The organism is Arthrobacter sp. Y3221159, assembly GCF_059089885.1.
The window spans coordinates 147,509-169,762 of sequence record NZ_JBNHFC010000010.1 but is presented as its reverse complement, the minus strand read 5'-3'; the positions used below and the strand labels follow the sequence as shown (position 1 = coordinate 169,762).

Genomic DNA, 22,254 nt, shown 5'->3' with positions numbered 1-22,254 from the left:
TTCCTAGGAAGTCCCCGTCTCGTGGTCCATTCCCCTTGTCATGTCGGGGGGGAGAAGACCGTGCGGCGGGGACTTTTGCGGATCTACCCCCGCCGCTGTGAGTTTGCGGCGCAGCCCGTCCGGGTCGGACAACGTCTTCCAATCCCACCGGACAACTTTGTAGCCGAGGGCACGGAGCCGGTCCTCGCGCTTTTTCTCGGCCAGAATCGCTTCCCGCGCACTCTGCCCACCCAGCAGGCCGTCGTCGAGGTACTTGGCGTCGCCGTCGAACTCACCGATTACCCCGAACTCCCGCCAGAAAAAGTCCGTCCGTGCAATGAAACCGTCGGCATCAGCGAATTTGCACTGAAGAGCCGGCGCGGGCAGCCCAACGACGTGCATGAGAACTCTGCTCCGTGATTCTCCAACCGACTCTGAGGCCTCATCGGCGAGAGCAAGCACGTGCTCCACTCTGCGTCGCTTGGTTGCGGAGGTCAGGCGCGCCGCCGCTTCAGCCAGTTCTAGCCGGGTCAGCCTCTCGTCCTGCCGCCGGCGGGCTCCCAGCACCGCATCGGCCACAGCTACAGCTTCCGGAAGCTCCAACCGCATGATGCAGTCCAACACGGTTTGGAGCAATGAAGTCACCGTGTACCCGAGGTGCTGCGCCGTGTCCGCGGACCAGTAATGCCGGCTGACGCCATAACTGCGGACATTCTCCAGGCCGCTCAGGCCCGTCTTGAGGTCCTTGGCGGCGCTTGTGGTGGGCGGAAAGCGGCCCGCCTTGTGTGGTGAAGCTGTGATGACGTGGATGTGGGGAGGAACTGCCGGGGTTGGCAGCTGCCAGATGCGCAGGGCGGTCAGGTAGCAAAATGTAGTTGCCGGATCGCATGCGGCGACAGCAGCCACGGTTGTGGTGTAGCGCTGCCACGGTTTGAGGGCGAGCCACGCGGTCTTGTCGAAATAGACGCCCGTCCTGACCCTGATCAGGGTGCCGGCGCTGTAACCACGGCTAAGGTCTCGGCTGCTTCCCGTGAGGGCACGACGACGGCTGGCGAGAATCAGGGCCGGGGGTTCGAATTCCATGACCCCATGCTGGGATGGGTTGGACCTTCGCAGCTATGCGGGAGTGGCAGCATGTGGAAAACGAGCTCAACAATCCCCGCTGCATGGGCTATTCCCCCGAACATGCGGCGGGGAAATGTCCACCTGCTGGGGAGCGCGCGGGGTGAACACTCACACGGGGAAAAACCGGTGAGTATTTACCCGGTGTTCAGCTAACCTGTGGCGCGCGTCCTACCGGGTGTCAGGGGTGTCTGTTCTACTAGATGGATGACAACGCTGACTGAAGCCTCAGTCGCCGGCAACGATGACCGGCGAGACAACCAGAACAACATTGAGGGCCAGAACGGCCGGAAGCTCATGGTGGCCCTGGACGTGGACGGCACGCTCGTGGACCACGACGGCCACATGTCGCCGGGTGTCCGGGAAGCGGCACAGGCCGTGGTGGGTGTGGGACACGAGGTGATGATTGCCACCGGCCGGTCCCTGAACGCCGCCCTGCCCATCATCGAGAAGATTGGCATCGAGCACGGGTACGCGGTCTGCTGCAATGGCGGCGTGACCCTGCGCCTCCACCCCGACCTCGAGAACGGCTACGAGGTCATCCACAAGGCCACCTTCGACCCCGCCCCCGCGCTCCGCGCCCTCCGCGAACGCCTTCCGTCCGCCAAATACGCGCTTGAGGATGCTGACGGCAACTTCCTCTCCACCGAGCGGTTCCAGGATGCCAGCTTCGGGGTGGAAGCCGTTGGCGTGGATTTCCACACCATGCTCGAAGCCACGGCAGTGCGCGTCGTCGTCTTCAGCACGGAAAACACGCCGGAGGAGTTCAACGAGGCGATTGAGCACATCGGCTTGGCCGGGGTGACGTACTCCGTCGGCTGGACGGCGTGGCTGGACATCGCCGCGGCCGGCGTGACCAAGGCCAGCGCCCTGGAGAACCTCCGTCTCCAGCTCGGCATCGACCCGGACCTCACCGTTGCCATTGGCGACGGCCGGAACGACATCGAGATGCTTACATGGGCCGGCAGGGGCGTGGCCATGGGCCAGGCACCCGAGGAGGTCATCGCCGTCGCAGACGAGGTCACCAAGTCCGTGTTCGACGACGGCGCCGCCCACGTGCTGCGCAGCCTCCTGTAGGGCGCCCCAAGACGCCCTCCACTGCCGCGATTCCGGTCCCGGCCTGCAGCCAAGGCAGAATAGGAACCATGACCCTTACGACGTTCGCCCTCGTCCGCCACGGCCAGACTGACTGGAACGCCGAACGCCGGCTGCAGGGAGCCACTGACATCCCCCTGAACGACGTCGGCCGCGGCCAGGCGCGTGACGCCGTCGCCGTCCTCGCCCCCTACCAGTGGGACGCCATCGTCTCCTCGCCGCTGAGCCGTGCAGCGGAAACGGCGGACCTGATCGCCGAAGGCCTGGGCCTGGCCGTGGCCCGGCGCGTTCCGGAACTGACCGAGCGCAGCTTCGGCCCGGCCGAGGGCATGCAGGCAGGGCCCGAACTTGAGGCCCTGCGCGTTCCGGGCGGCTTCAAGGGCGCCGAGAGCGAGGACGAGGCCGCAACCCGCGGCCTGGCCGCGCTGGAAGCCCTCGCCGAAGAGTTCCGCGGCCAGCGCCTCCTGGTGGTCACGCACGGCACCCTGCTGCGCGTCACCCTGAGCCGCGCCACCGGGCAGACCCTGGCGAGCGTCAACAACGCCGTGCTCAACCTGGCGCACCACCACGCCATCGAGGGCTGGCAGCTTGAATACTTCAACGGCGAGCCTGTGCTGGCGGCCACCCCAAGCTAGAAACAAGTTCGACGGCGGACGGCGGCTTCGCCGGGTCAGCGCACCTCGAGGATCAGTCCCAGCAGCCTGGCCGCCGCGGGCCGGGCTGCGTGCTCCTCGTTCCACTGCGCCCGTGCCACCGCCTTGCTGACGGCCTGGGTGGTGATTCCCAGCTCCTGCGCCACGGCCTTCTGCTGGCCCCGTACGCCGGGCGTGAGCAGGTCGAGCACCCGCCACTCGGCGCCGGACCTGTCGCGAACAATATGGCCGAGCAGCCGGAGTACCGCCTCGGCGTCGTGCGCCACGTCCGCCCACGGCCCCTCTACCGCCACGGGAACCCGCTCCTTGCTGCTGCGCAGCCGGTCCACCGCCCGGCGCGCATAGACGAGGCCGTGTCCCGAGGCGTCCTTGATCTGGTTGGGCAGCGGCTCGCTCACCGGTCCCACGCCGATTCCCACGTACCATAAGCCGCTGCGCAGGGCGATCAGTGCTGCATCCACCGCCTGGTGCGGGCACTCGACGATGCCCTGCACTTCATCCTCCACGGAGCGGTCAAAGTCCAGGCGCGCCGGAATATGCCGCAGGTCCTTGAGGAGCTGCGGAACCCGGTCCCCATCGCGCCGGCTGTCCGTTTGATTTATAGTCAGCGTGAACATTCTGGGTACACACTACCCGGTGGTAGGAAGCCCGGAACTTCCGTGTTACGACTGGTCAAGCCGCACGACGGACCGGATCCTGCCACCAACAGTTGCCTCGGCCCGGCCCATCTGTTGCGATGGAGTGACGGCTGCCGGAAGGCGGCAGACGCGACGTGAGGATGGCTATGACCGGCAGCATGGGGCAGGAAGAGACAGGGCAGGAAGAACTCGAACTCGTGGACCGGTGGTGGCGGGCCGCCAACTACCTTTCCGTTGGCCAGATCTACCTCCGCTCCAACCCGCTGCTGCGTGAACCGCTCACAGCCGAGCACACCAAATCCAGGCTGCTGGGGCACTGGGGGACCACCCCGGGACTGAACTTCGTCTACGCTCACCTGAACCGCGTTATCCGCCGGGACTCCACCGAGATGCTCTTCGTGGCGGGACCCGGCCACGGCGGCCCCGCCGTCGTCGCCAATGCCTGGTTGGAAGGCACGTACTCCGAAATCTACGCCCACGTGGGCAACGACGCCGAGGGCATGGCGGAGCTCTTCCGCCAGTTCTCCTACCCGGGCGGCATCCCCAGCCACGCCGCCCCGGAGAGCCCCGGATCCATCAGCGAGGGTGGTGAACTGGGCTACTCGCTGGCCCACGCCTACGGCTCGGTGTTCGACAACCCCCAACTGGTCACCGCCGTCGTGATCGGCGACGGCGAGGCCGAAACCGGGCCGCTGGCCGCCAGCTGGCACTCCCACAACTTCCTGGACCCGGCAGCCGACGGCGCCGTGCTGCCCATCCTGCACCTCAACGGCTACAAGATCGCCAACCCCACCGTCCTGGCACGGATGCCGGAGCAGCAGCTGGAACAGCTGCTGCGCGGCTACGGTCACGAGCCGTACTTCGTCACTGTGGACCACCCCGATGCCTTTGAAAAAGCGCACCGCGACTTCGCCGAAGCGCTCGACCGGTGCATGGCGGACATCCGCGCAATCCAGGACGCCTACCGGGTCCCCGCCGAAAATTCCGAAAACCGGGATGCCGCGGACCAGGGAGCGCCGCGCTGGCCCATGATCGTGCTGCGCTCGCCCAAGGGCTGGACCGGGCCGCGCAGCGTTGACGGGAAGCAGGTGGAGGGCACGTGGCGCAGCCACCAGGTCCCGCTCTCGGAGGTGCGGACCAACGGGGACCACCTGAGGCAGCTCGAGGAGTGGCTGAAGTCCTACCGCCCCGAAGACCTGTTCGACGGCGACGGGCGGCTCCGGCCCGATGTCGCCGAGGGGGCGCCAACCGGAAACTTCCGGATGAGCGCGACGCCGCACGCCAACGGCGGCCTGCTCCGGCGTGCACTGAAGTTGCCCCAGTACCGGGACCACGCCGTGGAGGTCGCAGCCCCCGGCACGGAACGGGTCAGTCCGATGATCACCCTGGGCTCATGGATGCGGGACGTCATTTCCCTGAACATGGAAAACTTCCGGCTCTTTGGCCCGGACGAGACGGCGTCGAACCGGCTGCAGAACGTCTACGAGGTCACGGACAAGGTGTGGCAGTACCGGATCGACGACGCCGACGAGCACCTTGCGCGGTCCGGCCGGGTCATGGAGGTCCTGAGTGAGCACCTGTGCCAGGGCTGGCTCGAGGGCTATCTGCTGACCGGCCGGCATGGGGTTTTCAGCTGCTACGAGGCGTTCATCCACATTGTGGACTCCATGTTCAACCAGCACGCCAAGTGGTTGAAGGTGCACCGCAAGCTGCCGTGGCGCCAGCCGGTGGCGTCGCTGAACTACCTGCTGTCCTCGCACGTCTGGCAGCAGGACCACAACGGGTTCTCGCACCAGGATCCCGGGTTCATCGACCACGCGGTGAACAAGAAGGCCGAGGTCATCCGGGTCTACCTGCCGGCCGACGCCAACACCTTGCTGTCCGTCATGGAGCACTGCCTGGCGTCCACGGACTACGTGAATATCGTGGTCAGCGGCAAGCAGCCCTCGCCCACCTGGCTGGGGCCGGCAGATGCGGCCAACCACTGCCGCCGTGGCCTGGGAATCTGGCGGTTCGCGGGGTCGGAGGTGCCGGGCGAGGAGCCCGACGTCGTCCTTGCCTGCGCCGGCGACGTCCCCACCGTGGAAACCGTGGCAGCGGCGGAACTCCTCCGCGAAGGTGCCCCCGGACTGAAGGTCCGCGTGGTCAACGTGATGGACCTGATGCGCCTGCAGGACTCGAGCGAGCACCCGCACGGGCTCCCGGCCCGCGACTTTGACGGGATCTTCACCGCTGACAAGCCGATCATCTTCGCGTACCACGGCTATCCGGCGCTGATTCACCGGCTCACGTACCGCCGCGCCAACCAGGAAGGCCTGCACGTGCGCGGCTACAAGGAGGAGGGGACCACCACCACGCCGTTCGACATGGCCATGCTCAACGGCATCGACCGGTTCCAGCTCGCCATCGACGCGATCGACCGCGTTCCGGGGCTGGCGGAGAAGCACTCGCTCCTCCGGCAGGACCTGCAGGACCGGCGCATGAGGGCGTGGGAGTACACCCGCACCCACGGCGAGGACCCGGAGGAGATCAGGAACTGGAAGCTTGGGAGCTTGGGAGCTGACCAGATTTAGTCCACCAGCTCTTCCAGAGCGCACGATGGCAGGTGGATCCACCCCTCACTGCGTGCGGCTGCTGTGTCTTCGCGGCTGGGCAGGAGCGTACGACGGCGGGCCACGGCGCGGGCTGTGAGGGAGGCGACGACGGCGTCAAACAGGTCGTCCGATCCGGCAAGTCTGTCCGCGTGCCCGGCCAGGTCCAGCCAGGGCGCCTGGCTTCGCAAGGCGTCCAGCAACACGCCGAGCCGTTCCGATTCGGGAACGCCGCGTCCTTTGTAGCCGCGCCCGTTGAGTCCCCAGATCTTCAGCGAAGCTGCGGGGTAGACCTCCGCCAGCCGGCCGGAGCCGTCCCTTGCCTGCGGCCCGTGGAGCGCCGCGATCTTTGCCTGGATCACGGCGCAGCGCATGGCGGGATGGGCCAGCCGGTCCGCGGAGACGCTCAGCGGGATGAGCCCTGTGCGGGCGGTGACGAACCGGTCCGTATCGCGGTAGGCAAGGAGGCGCCGGCCCGCTATGCCGTCGTGCGCAAGGACCGGACCGGCGTCGAAGGCTGCGTGCCCGGTGAGGAACGGTACCAGCGCCTCCGGCCAGCCCACGGGACAGTCGATGCCGGCCATGTCGGAGCCGCCGAACAGGTCCACGATCCCCTGGTCGTCCACATCGAGCGCCAGGTGCACCAGCTTTGCTGCACCACCGACCCACTCGATGACTGCCACCGCAGTCTTCTTGGTGGCCGCAGCCAGGTCCACGCCGAGCGTCTTCACGTGAACTCCTGAGTCAGGCCGCGTGGTAGGTGAGGGCCCCCGGAATGCCGCCCGCTTCACCCAGCGCATCGCCGCGGGCGAAGCCTGCCCAGAGGGCCCGCAACTGCCTGCCCACCGCGTCCACCTCGTCCCAGCCAGCACCGGCGATCAGGCCCACGCCGTCCCACGTGGTGCGCGTGCCGAAAAGCAGCGGAAGGTCAATGGTGTGGGCAGCACCGAAGATGTTGCCCGGGGCGTGCCAGTGCAGGATGTAGCGGTGCGCCCGTCCGCCTGCGCGTGCATGGCGGCGGGCGAACTTGCGCGCCGCCCTGCCGTACACGGTTTCGGTGACCACCCGGTCCACAGCGCGCACCGCCGCAGCTCCCACCACGGGAACGCCTTCCACCCGCATCAGCAGCGGGTTCCGTGGCAGGAACAGCCGTGCTTCCTCCGAGGTATGTCCAATCAGCACGTCGATTCCCGGGGCTGAACGGTTCCACGCGGCCTCGATGTCCTTTTCTTCGGGCAGCGGCTCGTGCCCGTACTGGGTTCCGAAGGGCATCGCCGCCAGCATCCCGAACCTGCGGGCCACCTGGGCAACGTGCGCTTCCCGCTCCACCACTTCCATGGCTGAAGTGTCCTCAGTGACAGCGTCGGCCGCGATGCCCATGGCGTGGTTCATCTTCGCCCGGCCCCGGGCGATGCCCAGCGGTGCGCTCTGGATGATGGCCCGTTGAAAGAGGGACGGCGCTTCCGGCGTGGCCATGAGGTGGGCGATCGCATCACCGCCGGCGGACTGGCCGAACGCGGTCACCCGGCCGGGGTCGCCGCCGAAGGCGGCGATATTCCGCCGCACCCACCTGAGCGCTTCCAGCTGGTCCAGCAAACCAAGGTTTCCGGGCCGGCCGCTGTGCGTGGCCAGGAACCCGAACAGTCCCAGCCGGTAGGTCACGGAAACCACCACCACGCGGTTCTCGGCCACCAGCACGGCAGGATCGAAGATCGCCAGGTCGCCCGAACCGGTGGTGTAGGAGCCGCCGTGGATCCACACCATGACGGGCAGGCGCTCATCGGCGGCAACATTCCCGGGCATGGTGATGGACAGGTTCTGGCAGTCCTCGCTGCCGGGAAGTTCACCGTAGCGGGTGCCCAGTACGTCGTCGAGGAAGGGGACCGGGCCCTGCGGGCACGCCGGTGCCAGTGAGGTGGCGGAGAAGGTTTCCGTCCAGTCCGGGGCCGGGACGGGCGGCTGGAACCTGGCGGCGGTGGCATAGGGGATGCCGGTTGCGCGGAGGACGTTTCCATCCCGCCAACCGAGCACCGGGCCGCACGGGGGATGGAAGGTAGCCTCGGAAATCACAGGTCCACGATTCCACATGTTCAAGATGGCGGGGCAACAGAAATCCCCGCCTCCTGGACTATTCCCCCTTGCACGATGCGGGGATCTGTCCAGCAGACGGGGATTTGTGGGGATTAGTGGCCGGTGGGCACGTAGCGCTTGATGGAGGCTTCCAGCTCTGCCTCGGCGGCGGCGCGGTCGCCCCAGCCCTCGGCCTTGACCCACTTGCCCGGCTCCAGGTCCTTGTAGCGGGTGAAGAAGTGCTCGATTTCCTTGATCAGGAACTCGTTGACGTCGCTGACTTCCTGGATGTGGTCGAAGCGGGCGTCCACGGGGACGCACAGGATCTTGGCATCTCCGCCGCCGTCGTCGGTCATGTTGAAGACGCCGATGGGGCGGGACTCGACGATGACGCCCGGGTGCAGGTCGAAGTCCTGCAGGAGCACCAGTGCGTCCAGGGGATCGCCGTCCTCGCCGAGGGTGTTTTCGAAGTACCCGTAGTGGGTGGGGTACTGCATGGCGGTGAAGAGGACGCGGTCCAGGCGGACGCGGCCGGTCTCGTGGTCAACTTCGTACTTGACGCGCGATCCCTTGGGGATCTCGATGGTCACGTCGTGCTTCATGGAATGCTCCTCGGCGATTGCAGGGGGTGCGCGGCACACTTGACGGGCCCACAAAAAGGAGTGTCCGTGCCGCCGACTACAATTGAGGATATAGCGAGAGGCCCTGGAATCAGGAACTTGTGGGGAAATTTCAGGACTTGAGGACCAGCACCAGCATGACCAAAACAACCGGCACGGATCCGTGGCCTGACCGCATCCGCCGGAATGTCAAAAGCGGCGGGGAGGGTGTCCGCCGCACCTGGCCGCTGGCCGTGCTCACCGCGCTCCTGGCGGTCCTGGCCATCCCCGCCGTAATGCTCGTGGCCCCCGGATTCCTTGGCCCGGAACCGCCCGCCCCGGCGCCCGCCGCGCCGGAATGGCAGCAGGCCCCGTCAACTCTTTCCCCGCGCCAAGGACTTGCCGCTTTGGACGCATCCGCAGCGGTTCCGTCCCGGGAAGCGCTCACCGCCCAGGTGGATCCCCTGTTGAAGGCCGACGGCGGCGGCACTTTCACGGGCATCGTCCAGGATGCGCTCACGGGCCAGGTCCTCTTCGACAGGGGCGGCTCCGAAGGCCGCGTGCCGGCGTCGAACATGAAGCTCCTGACGGCGATGGCCGCGCTGCGCACCCTGGGCCCGGACCATCGATTCAGCACAACCGTTACTGCCGGTCCGGCCGCGGGCCAGGTAGTTCTCACGGGCGGCGGGGACGTCCTGCTGGGCCCGGGGGAATCCGACGTCGAAGGGGTGCTGGGCCATGCCGGCCTGGCCACCCTGGCGGCCCGGACGGTCGAAGGGCTGCAGGCACGTGGAACAATCGGCGAGGTCAAGGTCCTGGTGGACGATTCCCTCTTTACCGGGCCAGCCCTCAACCCTGCCTGGCAAGAGGGCGATGTTGCCGCCGGCGAGGTGGCGCCGCTCTACCCGCTGGCGCTCAATTCGGCACGCTTCGATCCTGCCGTCACCACCGGGCCGCGCCCGCAGGACTCGGCCATCACGGCCGCGGAGGTGTTTGCGGCCCGGCTGCGGGAAGCGGGTGCGGCCGCGGGACTCACTGTGGCGGCCGGCGTCGAACGTTCACCGGGGGCAGGCCAAGGTGGGGCTGGTGCGGACCCTGCGGTCCTGGCGGAAGTGGAATCAGCCACGGTGGCCCAGCAGGTTGACCTGATGCTGCAGGAATCGGACAACTACCTGGCGGAGGCACTGGGCCGGCTTGCTGCCCTTGCCGCCGGCCTGCCCGGCAGCAACGACGGCGCCACGGCGGCTGTCCGCGCGCAGGTGGCAGAGGCCGGAATCCCCGCGGAATCCATGAAGCTCGTTGATGTGTGCGGGCTCGCGATGGGCAACCAGGTCTCCGCCCGCCAGTTCGCCGAGGTGGTGCGCACCATGACGGCCGGCACTGACGGCAGGCTCCGGGAAGCGCTGGACGGGTTCCCCGTGGCGGGGCTGACCGGCACCCTGGACACGCGGTACGGGGAAGGCACCACGGCGGGCGGCGCGGGGCTGGTGCGGGCCAAGACCGGCACCCTGAACACGGTCCTGGCGCTGAGCGGCTATGTAGTGGATGCGGACGGCCGGCTGCTGGTGTTCTCCTTCATCGGCAACGGGCTCACCCCCGGAGCCGCCGGCAATAAAGTAGCGCTGGACAGGGCGGCCACGGCCCTCGCCGCCTGCGGCTGCCGCTAGGATTCGCGGCGCGCCCGTTCTGTGGCCGCAAGCCGTGGTAAGGCTGTGTAAGTTACCGGACCCCTCTGGTTCGCCGGTCAGCGAACTTAAGGACGATCCCCGGCCTGCTGTGTTCTGATGGGACCTATGGAGTCCATTGCACGCGAGTCCGCATCGACCTTGCCCTCATCGGACGGCTCAGAAGCCCTGTCCACGAACGGGCAGTCCACTAGTGCGCAGCCCAACGCTGCCCAGCCAGTCACTGCCCAATCCCTGATCAACTGGGATCTCGCGGCCTCGGCTGCGGCGCGGCTTGCTCCCGCCGGGCCGGTCCTGGACCAGGCGGAAATCGGGGAAGCCGTGGACAGCCTGCGCCGGCTTGCCGACGCTTCGGTGTCCCACGTCCACGAAATCACCGGGCTCGAAGCGGCCAGGGACCTGCGGGACTCCACGGTGCTGGTGGTGGACAGGGCATCCTGGGCGAAGGCAAACACCCAGAGCTTCGCGGTGATGCTGAAGCCCGCCATGGAGAAGATGCTTGAAAACCGCCGCGGCTCCCTGAGCCCTGCGGCCGCCAGCGTCAGCGGTGCCATCACCGGAAGCCAGTTGGGCGCCGTCCTGGCCTTCCTGTCCAGCAAGGTGCTGGGCCAGTACGATCCCTTCGCCGCCATGGCCGAAGGGTCGGTTGCGCCATCGGGCGGCAGGCTCCTGCTGGTTGCGCCCAATATCGTGTCCGTGGAGCGCGAACTTAATGTCACGCCGGAGGATTTCCGCCTGTGGGTGTGCCTGCACGAGCAGACCCACCGCGTGCAGTTCGCCGCTGCCCCGTGGCTGCGGCACCACATGCTGCAGCAGATCGACGAACTCAGCGGGCACCTGCTCGGCAACGTCGACTCGCTGATGGAGCGGGCCACCGCGGCCGCCCGGTCGCTGAAGGACCGCTCGGCCAACGGTAATACGCCGGGCCGCGGCGCCATCCTGGACCTGCTGCAGGACCCGGAGGAAAAGGCCGCCATCTCGCACCTCACTGCCGTGATGAGCCTGCTGGAGGGGCATGCGAATGTGGTGATGGACGCCGTCGACGCCAGCATCGTGCCGTCCGTGAAGACCATCCGGCAGCGGTTCAACGACCGCGGCAAGGACCGCGGCGTGATCGAGAAGTTCATCCGCAACCTCCTGGGCCTCGATGCCAAGATGCGCCAGTACTCCGACGGCGCCCGGTTTGTCCGCGCCGTGGTGGATGTTGCCGGGATGGAAGGGTTCAACCGGGTCTGGGAGTCTGTGGACCACCTGCCCACCGAGCCTGAAATCCACGACGCCAAGCTGTGGCTTGAGCGGATGGGACTGTAATTGCCTGACGCTGCGCCTGACGTTGTACCTGCAGCCGCCGCTGCTGCAAACGTCCCCAGCGGACGACGCCGGCCAGGCAGGCTCGCGCCCGTCGTCGGCACTGCGCGCAAAATGTTGGGCGACGCTCTTGCCCAGGCCGGCTACCCCGGGCACCTCCTGGTGGCCTGCAGCGGCGGGCCGGACTCCCTGGCGCTCGCCGCCGTCGCAGCCTATTTCGCCCGCCGCGGGCATGTTGACGGCCACCCCGTGACGGTGGGTGCGGTGGTGGTTGACCACCAGCTGCAGGAGGGTTCGGGCCACGTGGCCGCACGCACCGCGGCGGCGCTCAAGGACCTGGGGCTGTCCCCGGTGGAGATCCGCACCGTGACGGTGGCAGGCGCGGGCATGGGCCCGGAGGCTGCAGCCCGGGAAGCGCGGCACGAAGCTTTGGAAGCGGCGGCTGCCGGCCAGGGCGCGGACGCGATCCTGCTCGGGCACACGCTCGATGACCAGGCCGAACAGGTCCTGCTGGGGCTTGCCCGCGGCTCCGGAACCCGTTCCCTTGCAGGCATGCGGCCGGCCCGCCAGGGCCAGGGAAACAGCATCCTGCTCCGGCCTTTCCTGAACCTCCGGCGGGCGGACACCGAAGAAATCTGCGCCGTGGAGGAACTGGAGCCGTGGCACGATCCCACCAACACCGACCCGTCCTTTGCCAGGTCCCGCACCCGGGTTGAAGTCCTCCCGCACCTTGAGGAGAAGCTGGGCCCCGGCGTCGCCGAATCCCTCGCCCGTACGGCCGCCATCCTGCAGCTCGACGCCGACTACCTCGAGAACGTGGCGGAAAGCACTTACCTTTCCCTGGCGGAACGGAACGGACAGGACGTGGCTTTGCCGGAGGAGTCGTTGCGTGCTTTGGCCCCCGCCATCCGCTTCCGCGTGATCGCCAAGGCAGCGGCCGACGTCGGCGGGCAGCAGCCCAGCTACCAGCGGCTCGTTGCGGCGGAGGCGCTGCTGCGGCGGCAGGGTTCCGCGGGTCCCGTCCAGCTTCCGGGCGGGGTGGGCGTGTACCGGTTGTCGCTCGCTGAACTCGAAAGCGCAACGGATGCTGCACCTGCACTGCCGGACGGTCCGGAGCCCGGATCCGTTCCCCGTGGAGGGCCGCGCTGTGGGAAGCTAGTGTTCCGGCATCAAAAACCGCCCACAAAATAGTCGCACCCCGCATCTACACAGGAGCCATTGGTGGATTCAAACGACGTCCAGGCAGACCTCAAGCACGTTCTCTACACCAAGGAACAGATCCAGCAGCGGATCACCGAACTCGCAGCCCAGATCGACAAGGACTACGAGGGACGCGAAATCCTCATCGTGGGTGTGCTCAAGGGCGCCGTCATGGTCATGGCTGACCTGGCTCGGGCGCTGCACAGCCACATCTCCATGGACTGGATGGCTGTCTCCTCCTACGGCTCCGGCACGCAGTCCTCCGGCGTGGTGCGCATCCTCAAGGACCTCGATACGGACCTGATGGGCAAGGACGTGCTGATCGTCGAGGACATTATCGATTCAGGCCTAACCCTCTCCTGGCTGAAGACCAACCTGGAATCGCGCGGCACCGCGTCCGTGGAAATCTGCACCGCATTCCGCAAGCCCACCGCCGCCAAGGTGGAAATCGACGTCAAGTACGTGGGCTTCGACATCCCCAACGAGTTCGTGGTGGGCTACGGCCTGGACTATGCCGAGAAGTACCGCAACCTGGACTTCGTGGGCACGCTGGCCCCGCACGTTTACGAGTAAGCCATGGAACTCGGCGCGTTCTCGGTAGGCCTCGCCGTGGAGGACCTTGCGGCGTCCATGGAGTTCTACGCGAAACTGGGCTTTGCGCAATACGCCGGGGATCCGGCCCAGAACTGGGTGATCATGAAGAACGGCCACGCCAACATCGGGCTGTTCCAGGGGATGCTCGAGAAAAACGTGCTGATCTTCAACCCGGGCTGGAACCAGGACGCCGAAGCGCTCGGCTCGTTCACGGATGTCCGTGAACTCCAGCGGCAGCTGAAGGCCCAAGGCGTCAGGTTCGACGCCGAGGCGGACGAGGCAACGGCGGGCCCCGCAAGCGCGATCCTGGCAGACCCGGACGGCAACCCCGTTTACCTGGACCAGCAGGTGTAGGTGCCGGTGTGCACCCGGCAGTCCCCGGGCCGGCCCTTGTGCCCGTACGCCCATAGGGAACTTTTGCTTTTCACCATGCGTGATCTACTCCGGACGGTGTATAGCTAGAAGCTGACGCAGCACCATCACGCGCGCAGACTACTCGCCGTGCAGCACTACCAGAAGGGACGGGGCCAGCCCCCGAACAGATGAAAGCTAAGAACTTTTTCAAGGGCCCGGGCATCTGGATCGTCGTCGTGGTCGGTCTGCTCCTGGTGGCTTTTGCGACGCTGGCTCCCGGCGGTGCGGCACGGATCGACACCGACAAGGGCCTTGAACTGCTGGCCGGCGACCAGGTGGAGCAGGCAAAGATCTTCGACGGCGAAAACCGCGTTGACCTGACCCTCAGGGACAACCTGAACCTGGACGGCCAGGACAAGGGCAAGAGCGTCCAGTTCTTCTTCGTGGACGCCCGCGCCGAGGACGTAGTCAAGGCTGTCACCGATGCCCGTCCGGCCCAGGGCTACACGGACCAGCCCATCGAGAGCAACTGGTTCTCCGGCCTGCTGTCCCTCCTGATCCCCGTCATCCTCCTTGGCGCGCTCTTCTGGTTCCTTATGACCCGCATGCAGGGCGGCGGCTCCAAGATCATGCAGTTCGGCAAGTCCAAGGCCAAGATGGTCAGCAAGGACATGCCGCAGGTGACCTTCGCGGACGTCGCCGGCTCGGACGAGGCAGTCGAGGAACTGCAGGAAATCAAGGAATTCCTGCAGGAACCCGCCAAGTTCCAGGCCGTCGGCGCCAAGATCCCCAAGGGCGTGCTGCTGTACGGCCCTCCGGGTACCGGTAAGACCCTCCTGGCCCGCGCCGTCGCCGGCGAGGCAGGCGTTCCCTTCTTCTCCATCTCCGGTTCCGACTTCGTGGAAATGTTCGTCGGTGTTGGTGCCTCCCGCGTCCGCGACCTCTTCGAGCAGGCTAAGGCCAACTCCCCGGCGATCATCTTCGTCGACGAGATCGACGCCGTGGGCCGCCACCGCGGTGCCGGCATCGGCGGCGGCAACGATGAACGCGAACAGACCCTTAACCAGCTGCTGGTTGAGATGGACGGCTTCGACGTCAAGACCAACGTGATCCTGATCGCTGCCACCAACCGTCCCGACGTGCTGGACCCCGCCCTGCTCCGCCCGGGCCGCTTCGACCGCCAGATCGGCGTTGAGGCCCCGGACCTGATCGGCCGCGACCAGATCCTGCAGGTGCATTCCAAGGGCAAGCCGATGGCCCCTGGTGTCGACCTCAAGGCAGTTGCCAAGAAGACCCCCGGCTACACGGGTGCGGACCTGGCCAACGTGCTCAATGAGGCCGCCCTGCTCACGGCCCGCTCCAACGCCAACCTGATCGATGACCGTGCGCTGGACGAGGCTATCGACCGCGTCATGGCCGGTCCGCAGAAGCGCAGCCGCGTGATGAAGGAACACGAGCGCAAGATCACCGCCTACCACGAAGGCGGCCACGCGCTGGTGGCGGCCGCGCTGCGCAACTCCGCACCGGTCACCAAGATCACCATCCTTCCCCGCGGACGAGCATTGGGCTACACCATGGTGGTGCCGGAGAACGACAAGTACTCCATAACCCGCAACGAACTCCTGGACCAGATGGCCTACGCCATGGGCGGCCGTGTTGCCGAGGAGATCGTGTTCCACGATCCGTCCACCGGCGCATCGAACGACATTGAAAAAGCTACCGGCACTGCCCGCAAGATGGTCACCGAATACGGCATGAGCGAGCGCGTGGGTGCCGTCCGCCTGGGACAGGGCGGCGGCGAGCCGTTCCTGGGCCGCGACGCTGGGCACGAGCGCAATTACTCGGACCAGATTGCGTACGTGGTGGACGAGGAAGTGCGCCGCCTGATCGACCAGGCCCATGACGAGGCTTACGCCATCCTCACCGAGAACCGCGACGTCCTTGACCGCCTTGCCCTCGAGCTGCTGGAACGCGAAACGCTGAACCAGGCCGAGATCGCAGACATCTTCCGCGATGTCCGCAAGCGCGACTTCCGCGAGGTGTGGCTCTCCAAGGAGACGCGGCCGGTGCAGATGGCCGGTCCCGTGGAATCGCCACGTGAACGGGCCGAACGCGAGGCGCAGGAGGAAGCCAAGCAGGCCCGCCTGGATGAGCCGCTGGACGCCCAGCCCCCGCATCCGCAGGGCGTTCCGGAAGACGCTCCGTTTCGGGGCGGCGTCCCCGAATCGGGGCCTGACGCCCTTCGCGGCTAAGCTTTCTTCGTGACTTCCTTCGACGACGACGACGTTCCCACCTCCGCCGGCACCCTGGCGGAGGACCGTTCCTCCCATTCCAAGCACCAGAAAGTGGACCGGCCAAGGATTGAGGCGGCTGTCCGCGAAATCCTGCTGGCCATCGGCGAGGACCCCGACCGCGGCGGCCTGATTGACACCCCGAAACGGGTGGCCAAGGCCTACGCGGAAGTGTTCGCGGGGCTGCACCACGACCCCGCGGACGTCCTGTCCACCACCTTCGACCTGGACCACGAGGAACTGGTCCTGGTCAAGGACATCCCCTTCTACTCCACCTGCGAGCACCACCTGGTGCCGTTCCACGGGACGGCCCACGTGGGTTACATCCCCTCGCATGACGGAAAAGTCACCGGGTTGAGCAAGCTGGCCCGGCTCGTGGATATCTACGCCCGCCGCCCCCAGGTTCAGGAGCGGCTCACTACTGAGATCGTCGAAGCGCTGGTCCGCCACCTCAATCCGCGTGGTGCCATCGTTGTTGTCGAATGCGAACACATGTGCATGTCAATGCGCGGTATCCGCAAGCCCGGAGCGAAGACCGTCACCAGCGCGGTCCGCGGGCAGCTTCATGACCCGGCCACCCGTGCCGAGGCCATGAGCCTCATCCTCGGAAGGTAACCAAACAGACCATGGACTCACTAGCTGCAGCCCCGGGAACCGGGCCCGCAACATCACCGCTGCCCATCCTGCGTAAACCGCGCCCGGCAGCGCGCTTCGAAGACCTCCCCACCGGCCGCACCCTTGTCATGGGAATTCTGAATGTCACGCCCGATTCCTTCAGCGACGGCGGCAAGCATGCCAGCGCGGACAGTGCCATCGCAGCTGGCCTGCGCATGTTCTACGCCGGAGCGGACATCATCGACGTCGGGGGCGAATCCACCCGCCCGGGCGCTGAGGACGTCAGCCCGGACGAAGAGCAGCGCCGTGTCATTCCCGTCGTTGAGTCCCTGGTCAAGGCGGGGGCGCTGGTCAGCATCGACACCACCCACGCCTCCACTGCCGCTGCCGCAGTTGCCGCCGGAGCAGCGATCATCAACGACATCTCCGGCCTCAGCATTGAACCGGAAATGGCCGAACTCGTGGCCGCTTCCAAGGTCCCGTACATCCTCACGCACCGCCGCGGCGACGCCCGCACCATGAATTCCCTTGCGGAATATGCGGATGTGGCCGGTGAAGTGGTGGCCGAACTCGCCGGCGTTCGGGACAAGCTTTATGCCGCGGGTGTCAGCCAGGACCAGATCATCATCGATCCCGGCCTGGGCTTCGCGAAGAACGATGCCCAGAACTGGGAACTCCTGCAGAACCTGGACCAGCTGGACAGCCTGGGCCACAAGGTCCTGGTGGGTGCGTCCCGCAAGCGGTTCCTGGGAACCCTGCTGACCGTGGCCGGCAAGTCCGCTTCTCCCGAGGAGCGCGACGCCGCCACCGCCGCGATCACGGCGATCTGCGCCTACCGCGGTGCCTGGGCGGTCCGCGTGCACGACGTCGGCGCCAGCCTGGACGCCGTCAAGGTCGCCGCCCGCGTGGCGGCAGCATCCACAACGACGTAAGGGCCGGGGGACCCATGGACAGGATTACGCTGACCGGTGTGACCGCCGTCGGCCATCACGGCGTTTTCGATTTTGAACGCCGCGAGGGCCAGCCCTTTGTGGTGGACGCGGTGCTGTACCTGGACTTCGCGAAGGCGGCGGAATCCGACGACGTCAGCGACACCGCGCACTACGGCGAGGTTGCGCAGCGTATTACCGAATGGGTCTCAGGTGAACCGCTGAACCTGATCGAAGCCCTGGCTGTAAGGATTGCCGACAGCCTGCTGGAGGAATTCCCGCTCCGGGCGGTGGACATCACCGTGCACAAGCCGCAGGCGCCCATCGAGGTGCCCTTCGGCGATGTGGCAGTCTCTGTCCACCGCGAAAAGCCCGTGCACCGGGAACAGCCGGCCCGGAGGGAACGGCCCCTGCACGGGGAGAGGCCCGTGGAGGGGGATACGGCGTGAATGCCGGCTATGCCAAGGTGGTGCTGGCCCTTGGCAGCAACCTGGGGGAGCGGAACGACACCCTGTCAGAAGCGGTGGGTGACCTCGTTGACCCGCCGGAAGTGCGGCTCCTGGACGTGTCCCCGATCGTCCAGACCAAGGCAGTGGGCGGCCCGCCCGGCCAGCCCGACTTCCTGAACATGGTCATTACGGTGGAAACCAGCCTTTCCCCGCTCGAACTGCTGGCACACTGCCATGCCGTGGAGAACAAGCACCACCGGGTACGGGAGGTGCGCTGGGGGCCGCGGACGCTCGACGTCGACATCATCACCTACGGGGACCTCCGCAGCGACGACCCCGTGCTCACGCTGCCGCATCCCCGCGCCGCCAGCCGGGCCTTCGTCCTCTACCCCTGGTCCCTGATTGAACCCGCCGCAACACTGGAGGGTGAACGCATCAGTGCGTTGGCTGCCCGTGCCGACGACTTCGACGACCTGGCGCCGTTCGACGGCTTTGGGGATTTCGACGGGATGCCCACGGCCGGGGCGGTGGAGGAACGATGAAGCCCATCAGCCCGCTGCGCCTCCTGGTAATCGGCGTCATCCTGGCCGTTGCCGGATGGTCTGCCACGGTGGTCACCAGCCGGTACAGCTTGGCCACTCCGGTCCTGCCTGCCACCGCACTCGCCACCATGGGTGTGATCGTGGCCATCACCCTGATCCTGGGCATTCGAGTTTTGCGGTGGCGCAACAGTCTGAGGGACAGCACGAAGAAGAAGACTGTGCTGGATCCGCTCCTGGCCGCCCGCACCCTGGTCCTCGCCCAGGCCTGCGCCTACGCCGGCACCGTACTCCTGGGCTGGCACGTGGGTATTTTCCTGGACCAGCTGCGCATCTGGAGCCTCCGCAGCGACCAGGGCATCACCTGGCTGGCCCTGGCCATGGCCGGCGGCGGGCTGGTGATGATCGTGGTGGGCCTGCTGGTGGAGCGCTTCTGCCGGATCCCGCCGGAGGACGGCGACACCAAGGGCGTGGACGGCAAGCCCGGCCGCGCGGTCCGCGGGGAAGCCACGGGGGAAGGCGAATATGCATACCGAGGCAATTGATCCGCCGGGCATCGACTGGCAGCGGGTATCGCCCAAGTACGTCACAGTCCGCCTGGTGGAGTGGGCCCTGGGCAATGTGGTGGCGGTGCTGCTGCTGTCCCTGCCCCTGGTGTTGGTTCTCCAGGGCTGGTGGATCTGGCCACCGCTGTGGCTGGCCATTGCCGTTCCAGCCGTGATGCTGGTGGTGGCCATCTGGCGGCTGGTGCTGATTCCGCGCCAGGTCCGGGCCATTGGCTATGCCGAACGGGATGACGACCTCCTGATCCGCACCGGGATCTTCTTCCAGCGCACCCTGGCCGTTCCGTACGGCCGGATGCAGTACGTGGATATCGGGGTGGGGCCGGTGGAACGCGGGCTTGGCCTGTGCACGCTCAAGCTGCACACCGCTTCGCCCGGAACCAACGCCAGGATCCCGGGCCTGCCGGCAGCTGAAGGTGCCCGGCTCCGTGAACAGCTGGCAGCCCGGGGCGAAGCCAGGCTGGCAGGGCTGTGACCGCTGACGGGCGGATCCCCGGCCCGGGTGAGCCGGCAAACGCGCCCCTGCCTGCCGCGTTTCCGCCGCCCGCTCCAGGCCATCCGGCGTCCGACGGCGAGTGGCTGCGCGTGCACCCCGCCTCGCCGTTCGTCCGCGGCTGGGTGGCGCTGGCCGCGATAGGTTTCTTCTTCGGCCGCGACATTTTTGAGCGGTCCCTCCAGGGCCGGCCGGTGTTCGAGGAAGAGCTGGCGGGCCGGGCGCCCTTCCTGCTGGCCGGCGGCGGGACCTTGCTGCTGCTCACCGTGCTGGGTTTCGTCCTGACCTGGTACTTCACCAAGTACCAGATATCCGCCGGCTACGTCAGGGTCAACACCGGCTTCCTGTTCCGCCAGCAGCGGCAGGCGAGGCTGGACCGGGTGCAGGCCATTGATATCGTCCAGCCGCTGCTTGCCCGGATCTTCGGGCTGGCCGAACTCAGGTTCGAGGTGGCGGACGCCGGGGAGTCCGCGGTGCGCCTGGCCTACCTGAAGATCGACGATGCCCGGCAGCTCCGCGCCACCATCCTCGCCCGGGCTGCCGGTGTGGACCCCGGCCCGGAAGGGACTGGCGAGGCCGCGCCCGAGGCGCCGGAACTCCCGGTACTTGCGGTGCCGCCGTCGCGCCTTGCCGGTTCGCTGCTGCTCAGCGAGCAGAGCTTTTTCGTGGCCTTGGGCGCTGTGGCGTCCGTGGTCCTGTCCGCCGTGACGGACAACCAGGGGTTCTACCTGTACCTGATCCCGGCGGCTCTGGGCCTCGCGGCGAGCTACTGGAACCTGTTCAACAAGGGCTACAACTTCACTGCCGCCATCTCGCCGGACGGTATCCGGCTGCGGTACGGGCTGCTGGACACGCAGGCGCAGACGCTCCCGCCCGGCCGGATCCAAGCCCTCAAGATCACCCAGCCACCGCTGTGGCGCCCCTTCGGCTGGTACCGGATGCAGGTCAACGTTGCCGGCTACGGCCTGGTGGAGAACGCGGGGGAGGGCACTTCCCGCACCACGCTGCTGCCCGTGGGGAAGCTCGACGACGTCATGAGCATGCTCGCACTGGTGCTGCCCGATCCCGGAACGGACCAGCCGGCTGCAGTCTTTGGAGCCGGCCTCACCGGACTGGGTTCCGACGGCGGCTTCGTCACCACTCCGCGGCGCGCCCGGCTTCTTGCCCCTTTGGGCTGGCGCCGGAACGGGTTCAGGGCCACCGGCACTGCCCTGCTCATCCGGTCCGGACGGTGGTGGCGGGAACTTGTGGTGGTGCCGCACCAGCGAACCCAGTCCATGGCGCTGCACCAGGGACCGCTGGCCCGCCGGTTCCGTGTTGCCGACCTGGTCCTGCACACCACGGCCGGTCCGGTCACGCCCCGGCTTGCCCAGGCGGACAGCCACCAGGCGCTCGCGTTGTTCGACGCCCAGTCAGCCCGGGCCAGGCTCGCCAGGAAGCGGCAGACCACAGAACAATGGCTTCGGCAGGTGGCCCCGGCGGGGATGGAGCCGGCACCGGCTCTAGTTGATCCAGCACCGGCGGCAGTTGAGCCGTCGCCGCTGGTTCAGCCTGCGGAAGCCCCTGCCCACGATCAACAGGAAGGCCGCCAGCATGGCTAAGCCCGGACGCCTGGGCGTCGGAATTATTGGTGCAGGGAAAGTGGGGGCGGTCCTTGGCGCCGCCTTGCGCGCTGCCGAACACGCGGTCGTCGGGGTGTCTGCGGTGTCTGACGCAAGCCGTGAGCGGGCCGAATCGCTGCTTCCCGGTGTCCCGGTCCTGCAGGTGCAGGAAATAGTGGAGCGCGCCGAACTGGTCCTGCTCGCGGTGCCGGATGATGCCCTGCCGGATCTCGTGGACGGGCTGGCCACCCTGGGTGCATGGCAGCCGGGCCAACTGGTGGCACACACGTCGGGCCGGTTCGGCGTGGGCGTCCTGCATCCCGTGCGCGCCGCGGGTGCGGTTCCGCTGGCGCTCCATCCGGCCATGACCTTCACCGGGATGAGCCTTGACCTCACCCGGCTGCTTGACTGCACCTTCGGGGTCACGGCGGACGCCGCCATGCTACCGATCGCCCAGGCGCTGGTGGTGGAGATGGGGGCAGAGCCGGTGGCCATCGCCGAGGCAGACCGCACCCTCTACCATGCAGCCCTGGCGCACGGGTCAAACCACCTGGTTACCCTGGTGGCGCAGGCTTCCCAGCTACTGGGCGAGGTGGGCGTCGAGCAGCCTGAGCGCATGCTCGGCCCGCTGCTGCGCGCCACCCTGGAGAACGCACTGGCCTCGGGTGAGTCAGCCCTGACCGGACCGGTGGCGCGGGGCGACGTCGGAACGGTGCGGGCGCACGCGGAGGCTCTTCGGGAGTACGACGGCGGCGGGCAGGGAGATGTGCTGGAGGCCTACCTTTCGATGGCCCGGGCCACGGCGCGGCGGTCCGAAGGGCGTGGACTGTTGAAGCCTGATCAGCTGGAAGGGCTGCGACGCGCCCTGGAACAGGGGGAGGACTGA

At 67.4% G+C, this 22,254-nt stretch carries 22 protein-coding genes; 17 read left to right on the top strand and 5 right to left on the bottom strand.

Features of this window, described 5'->3' with window-relative positions; translation table 11 throughout:
- Positions 1-3: 3 nt before the first annotated feature.
- The gene (locus AC5RT3_RS12405) at positions 4-1,062 is read right to left on the bottom strand and encodes a hypothetical protein (RefSeq protein ID WP_494124312.1); all 1,059 of its coding nucleotides are present in this window, start codon (positions 1,060-1,062) and stop codon (positions 4-6) included.
- 246 nt (positions 1,063-1,308) lie between these two features.
- Between AC5RT3_RS12405 and AC5RT3_RS12400 the strand changes: the two genes are divergently transcribed.
- A complete protein-coding gene (locus AC5RT3_RS12400) occupies positions 1,309-2,178 on the top strand; it encodes an HAD family hydrolase (RefSeq protein ID WP_494052538.1) in 870 nt (289 codons plus the stop codon).
- A gap of 68 nt (positions 2,179-2,246) precedes the next feature.
- Entirely contained in the window at positions 2,247-2,831 is a 585-nt protein-coding gene (locus AC5RT3_RS12395) for a histidine phosphatase family protein (protein WP_494052539.1), read from the top strand.
- Between the two features lie 35 nt (positions 2,832-2,866).
- Here the strand turns inward: AC5RT3_RS12395 and AC5RT3_RS12390 are convergent, their stop codons facing one another.
- Complete coding sequence (locus AC5RT3_RS12390) at positions 2,867-3,466, bottom strand: hypothetical protein (protein ID WP_494052540.1); 600 nt, start codon at positions 3,464-3,466, stop codon at positions 2,867-2,869.
- A gap of 167 nt (positions 3,467-3,633) precedes the next feature.
- Here AC5RT3_RS12390 and AC5RT3_RS12385 point away from each other — a divergent pair, with 167 nt between their 5' ends.
- Positions 3,634-6,060 carry a phosphoketolase family protein gene (locus AC5RT3_RS12385; RefSeq protein ID WP_494124311.1) on the top strand — a complete coding sequence of 809 codons (2,427 nt, stop codon included), beginning with the start codon at positions 3,634-3,636 and terminating at the stop codon, positions 6,058-6,060.
- Here the strand turns inward: AC5RT3_RS12385 and AC5RT3_RS12380 are convergent.
- From AC5RT3_RS12380 to AC5RT3_RS12370, 3 genes are all read right to left on the bottom strand, one after another.
- Positions 6,057-6,809, bottom strand: a complete 753-nt coding sequence (locus AC5RT3_RS12380) for a DUF429 domain-containing protein (RefSeq protein WP_494052542.1) — start codon at positions 6,807-6,809, stop codon at positions 6,057-6,059. The two genes, AC5RT3_RS12385 and AC5RT3_RS12380, sit on opposite strands and share 4 nt — an antisense overlap.
- A 13-nt stretch (positions 6,810-6,822) precedes the next feature.
- The gene (locus AC5RT3_RS12375; protein WP_494052543.1) at positions 6,823-8,148 is read right to left on the bottom strand and encodes a carboxylesterase family protein; all 1,326 of its coding nucleotides are present in this window, start codon (positions 8,146-8,148) and stop codon (positions 6,823-6,825) included.
- 113 nt (positions 8,149-8,261) lie between these two features.
- On the bottom strand, positions 8,262-8,750 hold the full coding sequence (locus tag AC5RT3_RS12370; RefSeq protein ID WP_013599443.1) for an inorganic diphosphatase: 489 nt from the start codon (positions 8,748-8,750) through the stop codon (positions 8,262-8,264).
- Positions 8,751-8,905: 155 nt separating this feature from the next.
- Here AC5RT3_RS12370 and dacB point away from each other — a divergent pair, with 155 nt between their 5' ends.
- The 14 genes from dacB to AC5RT3_RS12300 all read left to right on the top strand — a co-directional run bounded on the left by dacB (position 8,906) and on the right by AC5RT3_RS12300 (position 22,254).
- Entirely contained in the window at positions 8,906-10,414 is a 1,509-nt protein-coding gene (dacB, locus tag AC5RT3_RS12365) for a D-alanyl-D-alanine carboxypeptidase/D-alanyl-D-alanine endopeptidase (RefSeq protein WP_494052544.1), read from the top strand.
- Between the two features lie 126 nt (positions 10,415-10,540).
- Positions 10,541-11,743 carry a zinc-dependent metalloprotease gene (locus tag AC5RT3_RS12360; protein ID WP_494052545.1) on the top strand — a complete coding sequence of 401 codons (1,203 nt, stop codon included), beginning with the start codon at positions 10,541-10,543 and terminating at the stop codon, positions 11,741-11,743.
- Between the two features lie 111 nt (positions 11,744-11,854).
- The gene (gene tilS, locus AC5RT3_RS12355) at positions 11,855-12,931 is read left to right on the top strand and encodes a tRNA lysidine(34) synthetase TilS (protein ID WP_494124320.1); all 1,077 of its coding nucleotides are present in this window, start codon (positions 11,855-11,857) and stop codon (positions 12,929-12,931) included.
- Positions 12,932-12,961: 30 nt separating this feature from the next.
- Positions 12,962-13,513, top strand: a complete 552-nt coding sequence (gene hpt, locus AC5RT3_RS12350; RefSeq protein ID WP_009358389.1) for a hypoxanthine phosphoribosyltransferase — start codon at positions 12,962-12,964, stop codon at positions 13,511-13,513.
- Positions 13,514-13,516: 3 nt separating this feature from the next.
- On the top strand, positions 13,517-13,888 hold the full coding sequence (locus AC5RT3_RS12345; protein WP_494124310.1) for a VOC family protein: 372 nt from the start codon (positions 13,517-13,519) through the stop codon (positions 13,886-13,888).
- Positions 13,889-14,076: 188 nt separating this feature from the next.
- On the top strand, positions 14,077-16,140 hold the full coding sequence (ftsH, locus tag AC5RT3_RS12340) for an ATP-dependent zinc metalloprotease FtsH (protein ID WP_494052547.1): 2,064 nt from the start codon (positions 14,077-14,079) through the stop codon (positions 16,138-16,140).
- A 9-nt stretch (positions 16,141-16,149) separates the two neighbouring features.
- The gene (folE, locus tag AC5RT3_RS12335; protein WP_494052548.1) at positions 16,150-16,794 is read left to right on the top strand and encodes a GTP cyclohydrolase I FolE; all 645 of its coding nucleotides are present in this window, start codon (positions 16,150-16,152) and stop codon (positions 16,792-16,794) included.
- Between the two features lie 11 nt (positions 16,795-16,805).
- On the top strand, positions 16,806-17,726 hold the full coding sequence (gene folP, locus AC5RT3_RS12330; RefSeq protein ID WP_494124309.1) for a dihydropteroate synthase: 921 nt from the start codon (positions 16,806-16,808) through the stop codon (positions 17,724-17,726).
- A gap of 14 nt (positions 17,727-17,740) precedes the next feature.
- Positions 17,741-18,172, top strand: a complete 432-nt coding sequence (gene folB / locus AC5RT3_RS12325) for a dihydroneopterin aldolase (protein WP_494011884.1) — start codon at positions 17,741-17,743, stop codon at positions 18,170-18,172.
- The gene (gene folK, locus AC5RT3_RS12320) at positions 18,169-18,714 is read left to right on the top strand and encodes a 2-amino-4-hydroxy-6-hydroxymethyldihydropteridine diphosphokinase (protein WP_494124308.1); all 546 of its coding nucleotides are present in this window, start codon (positions 18,169-18,171) and stop codon (positions 18,712-18,714) included. Before folB ends, folK begins: the two co-directional genes overlap by 4 nt.
- Complete coding sequence (locus tag AC5RT3_RS12315; protein ID WP_494011882.1) at positions 18,711-19,256, top strand: DUF3180 domain-containing protein; 546 nt, start codon at positions 18,711-18,713, stop codon at positions 19,254-19,256. The genes folK and AC5RT3_RS12315 overlap by 4 nt, the downstream gene beginning before the upstream one ends.
- On the top strand, positions 19,237-19,749 hold the full coding sequence (locus AC5RT3_RS12310; protein WP_494011881.1) for a PH domain-containing protein: 513 nt from the start codon (positions 19,237-19,239) through the stop codon (positions 19,747-19,749). The genes AC5RT3_RS12315 and AC5RT3_RS12310 overlap by 20 nt, the downstream gene beginning before the upstream one ends.
- Positions 19,746-21,368: a PH domain-containing protein gene (locus tag AC5RT3_RS12305; RefSeq protein WP_494011880.1), complete on the top strand. Its 1,623-nt coding sequence runs from the start codon at positions 19,746-19,748 to the stop codon at positions 21,366-21,368. The genes AC5RT3_RS12310 and AC5RT3_RS12305 overlap by 4 nt, the downstream gene beginning before the upstream one ends.
- Positions 21,361-22,254 (top strand): Rossmann-like and DUF2520 domain-containing protein, encoded by an 894-nt coding sequence (locus AC5RT3_RS12300; protein ID WP_494011879.1) that lies wholly within the window; start codon positions 21,361-21,363, stop codon positions 22,252-22,254. The genes AC5RT3_RS12305 and AC5RT3_RS12300 overlap by 8 nt, the downstream gene beginning before the upstream one ends.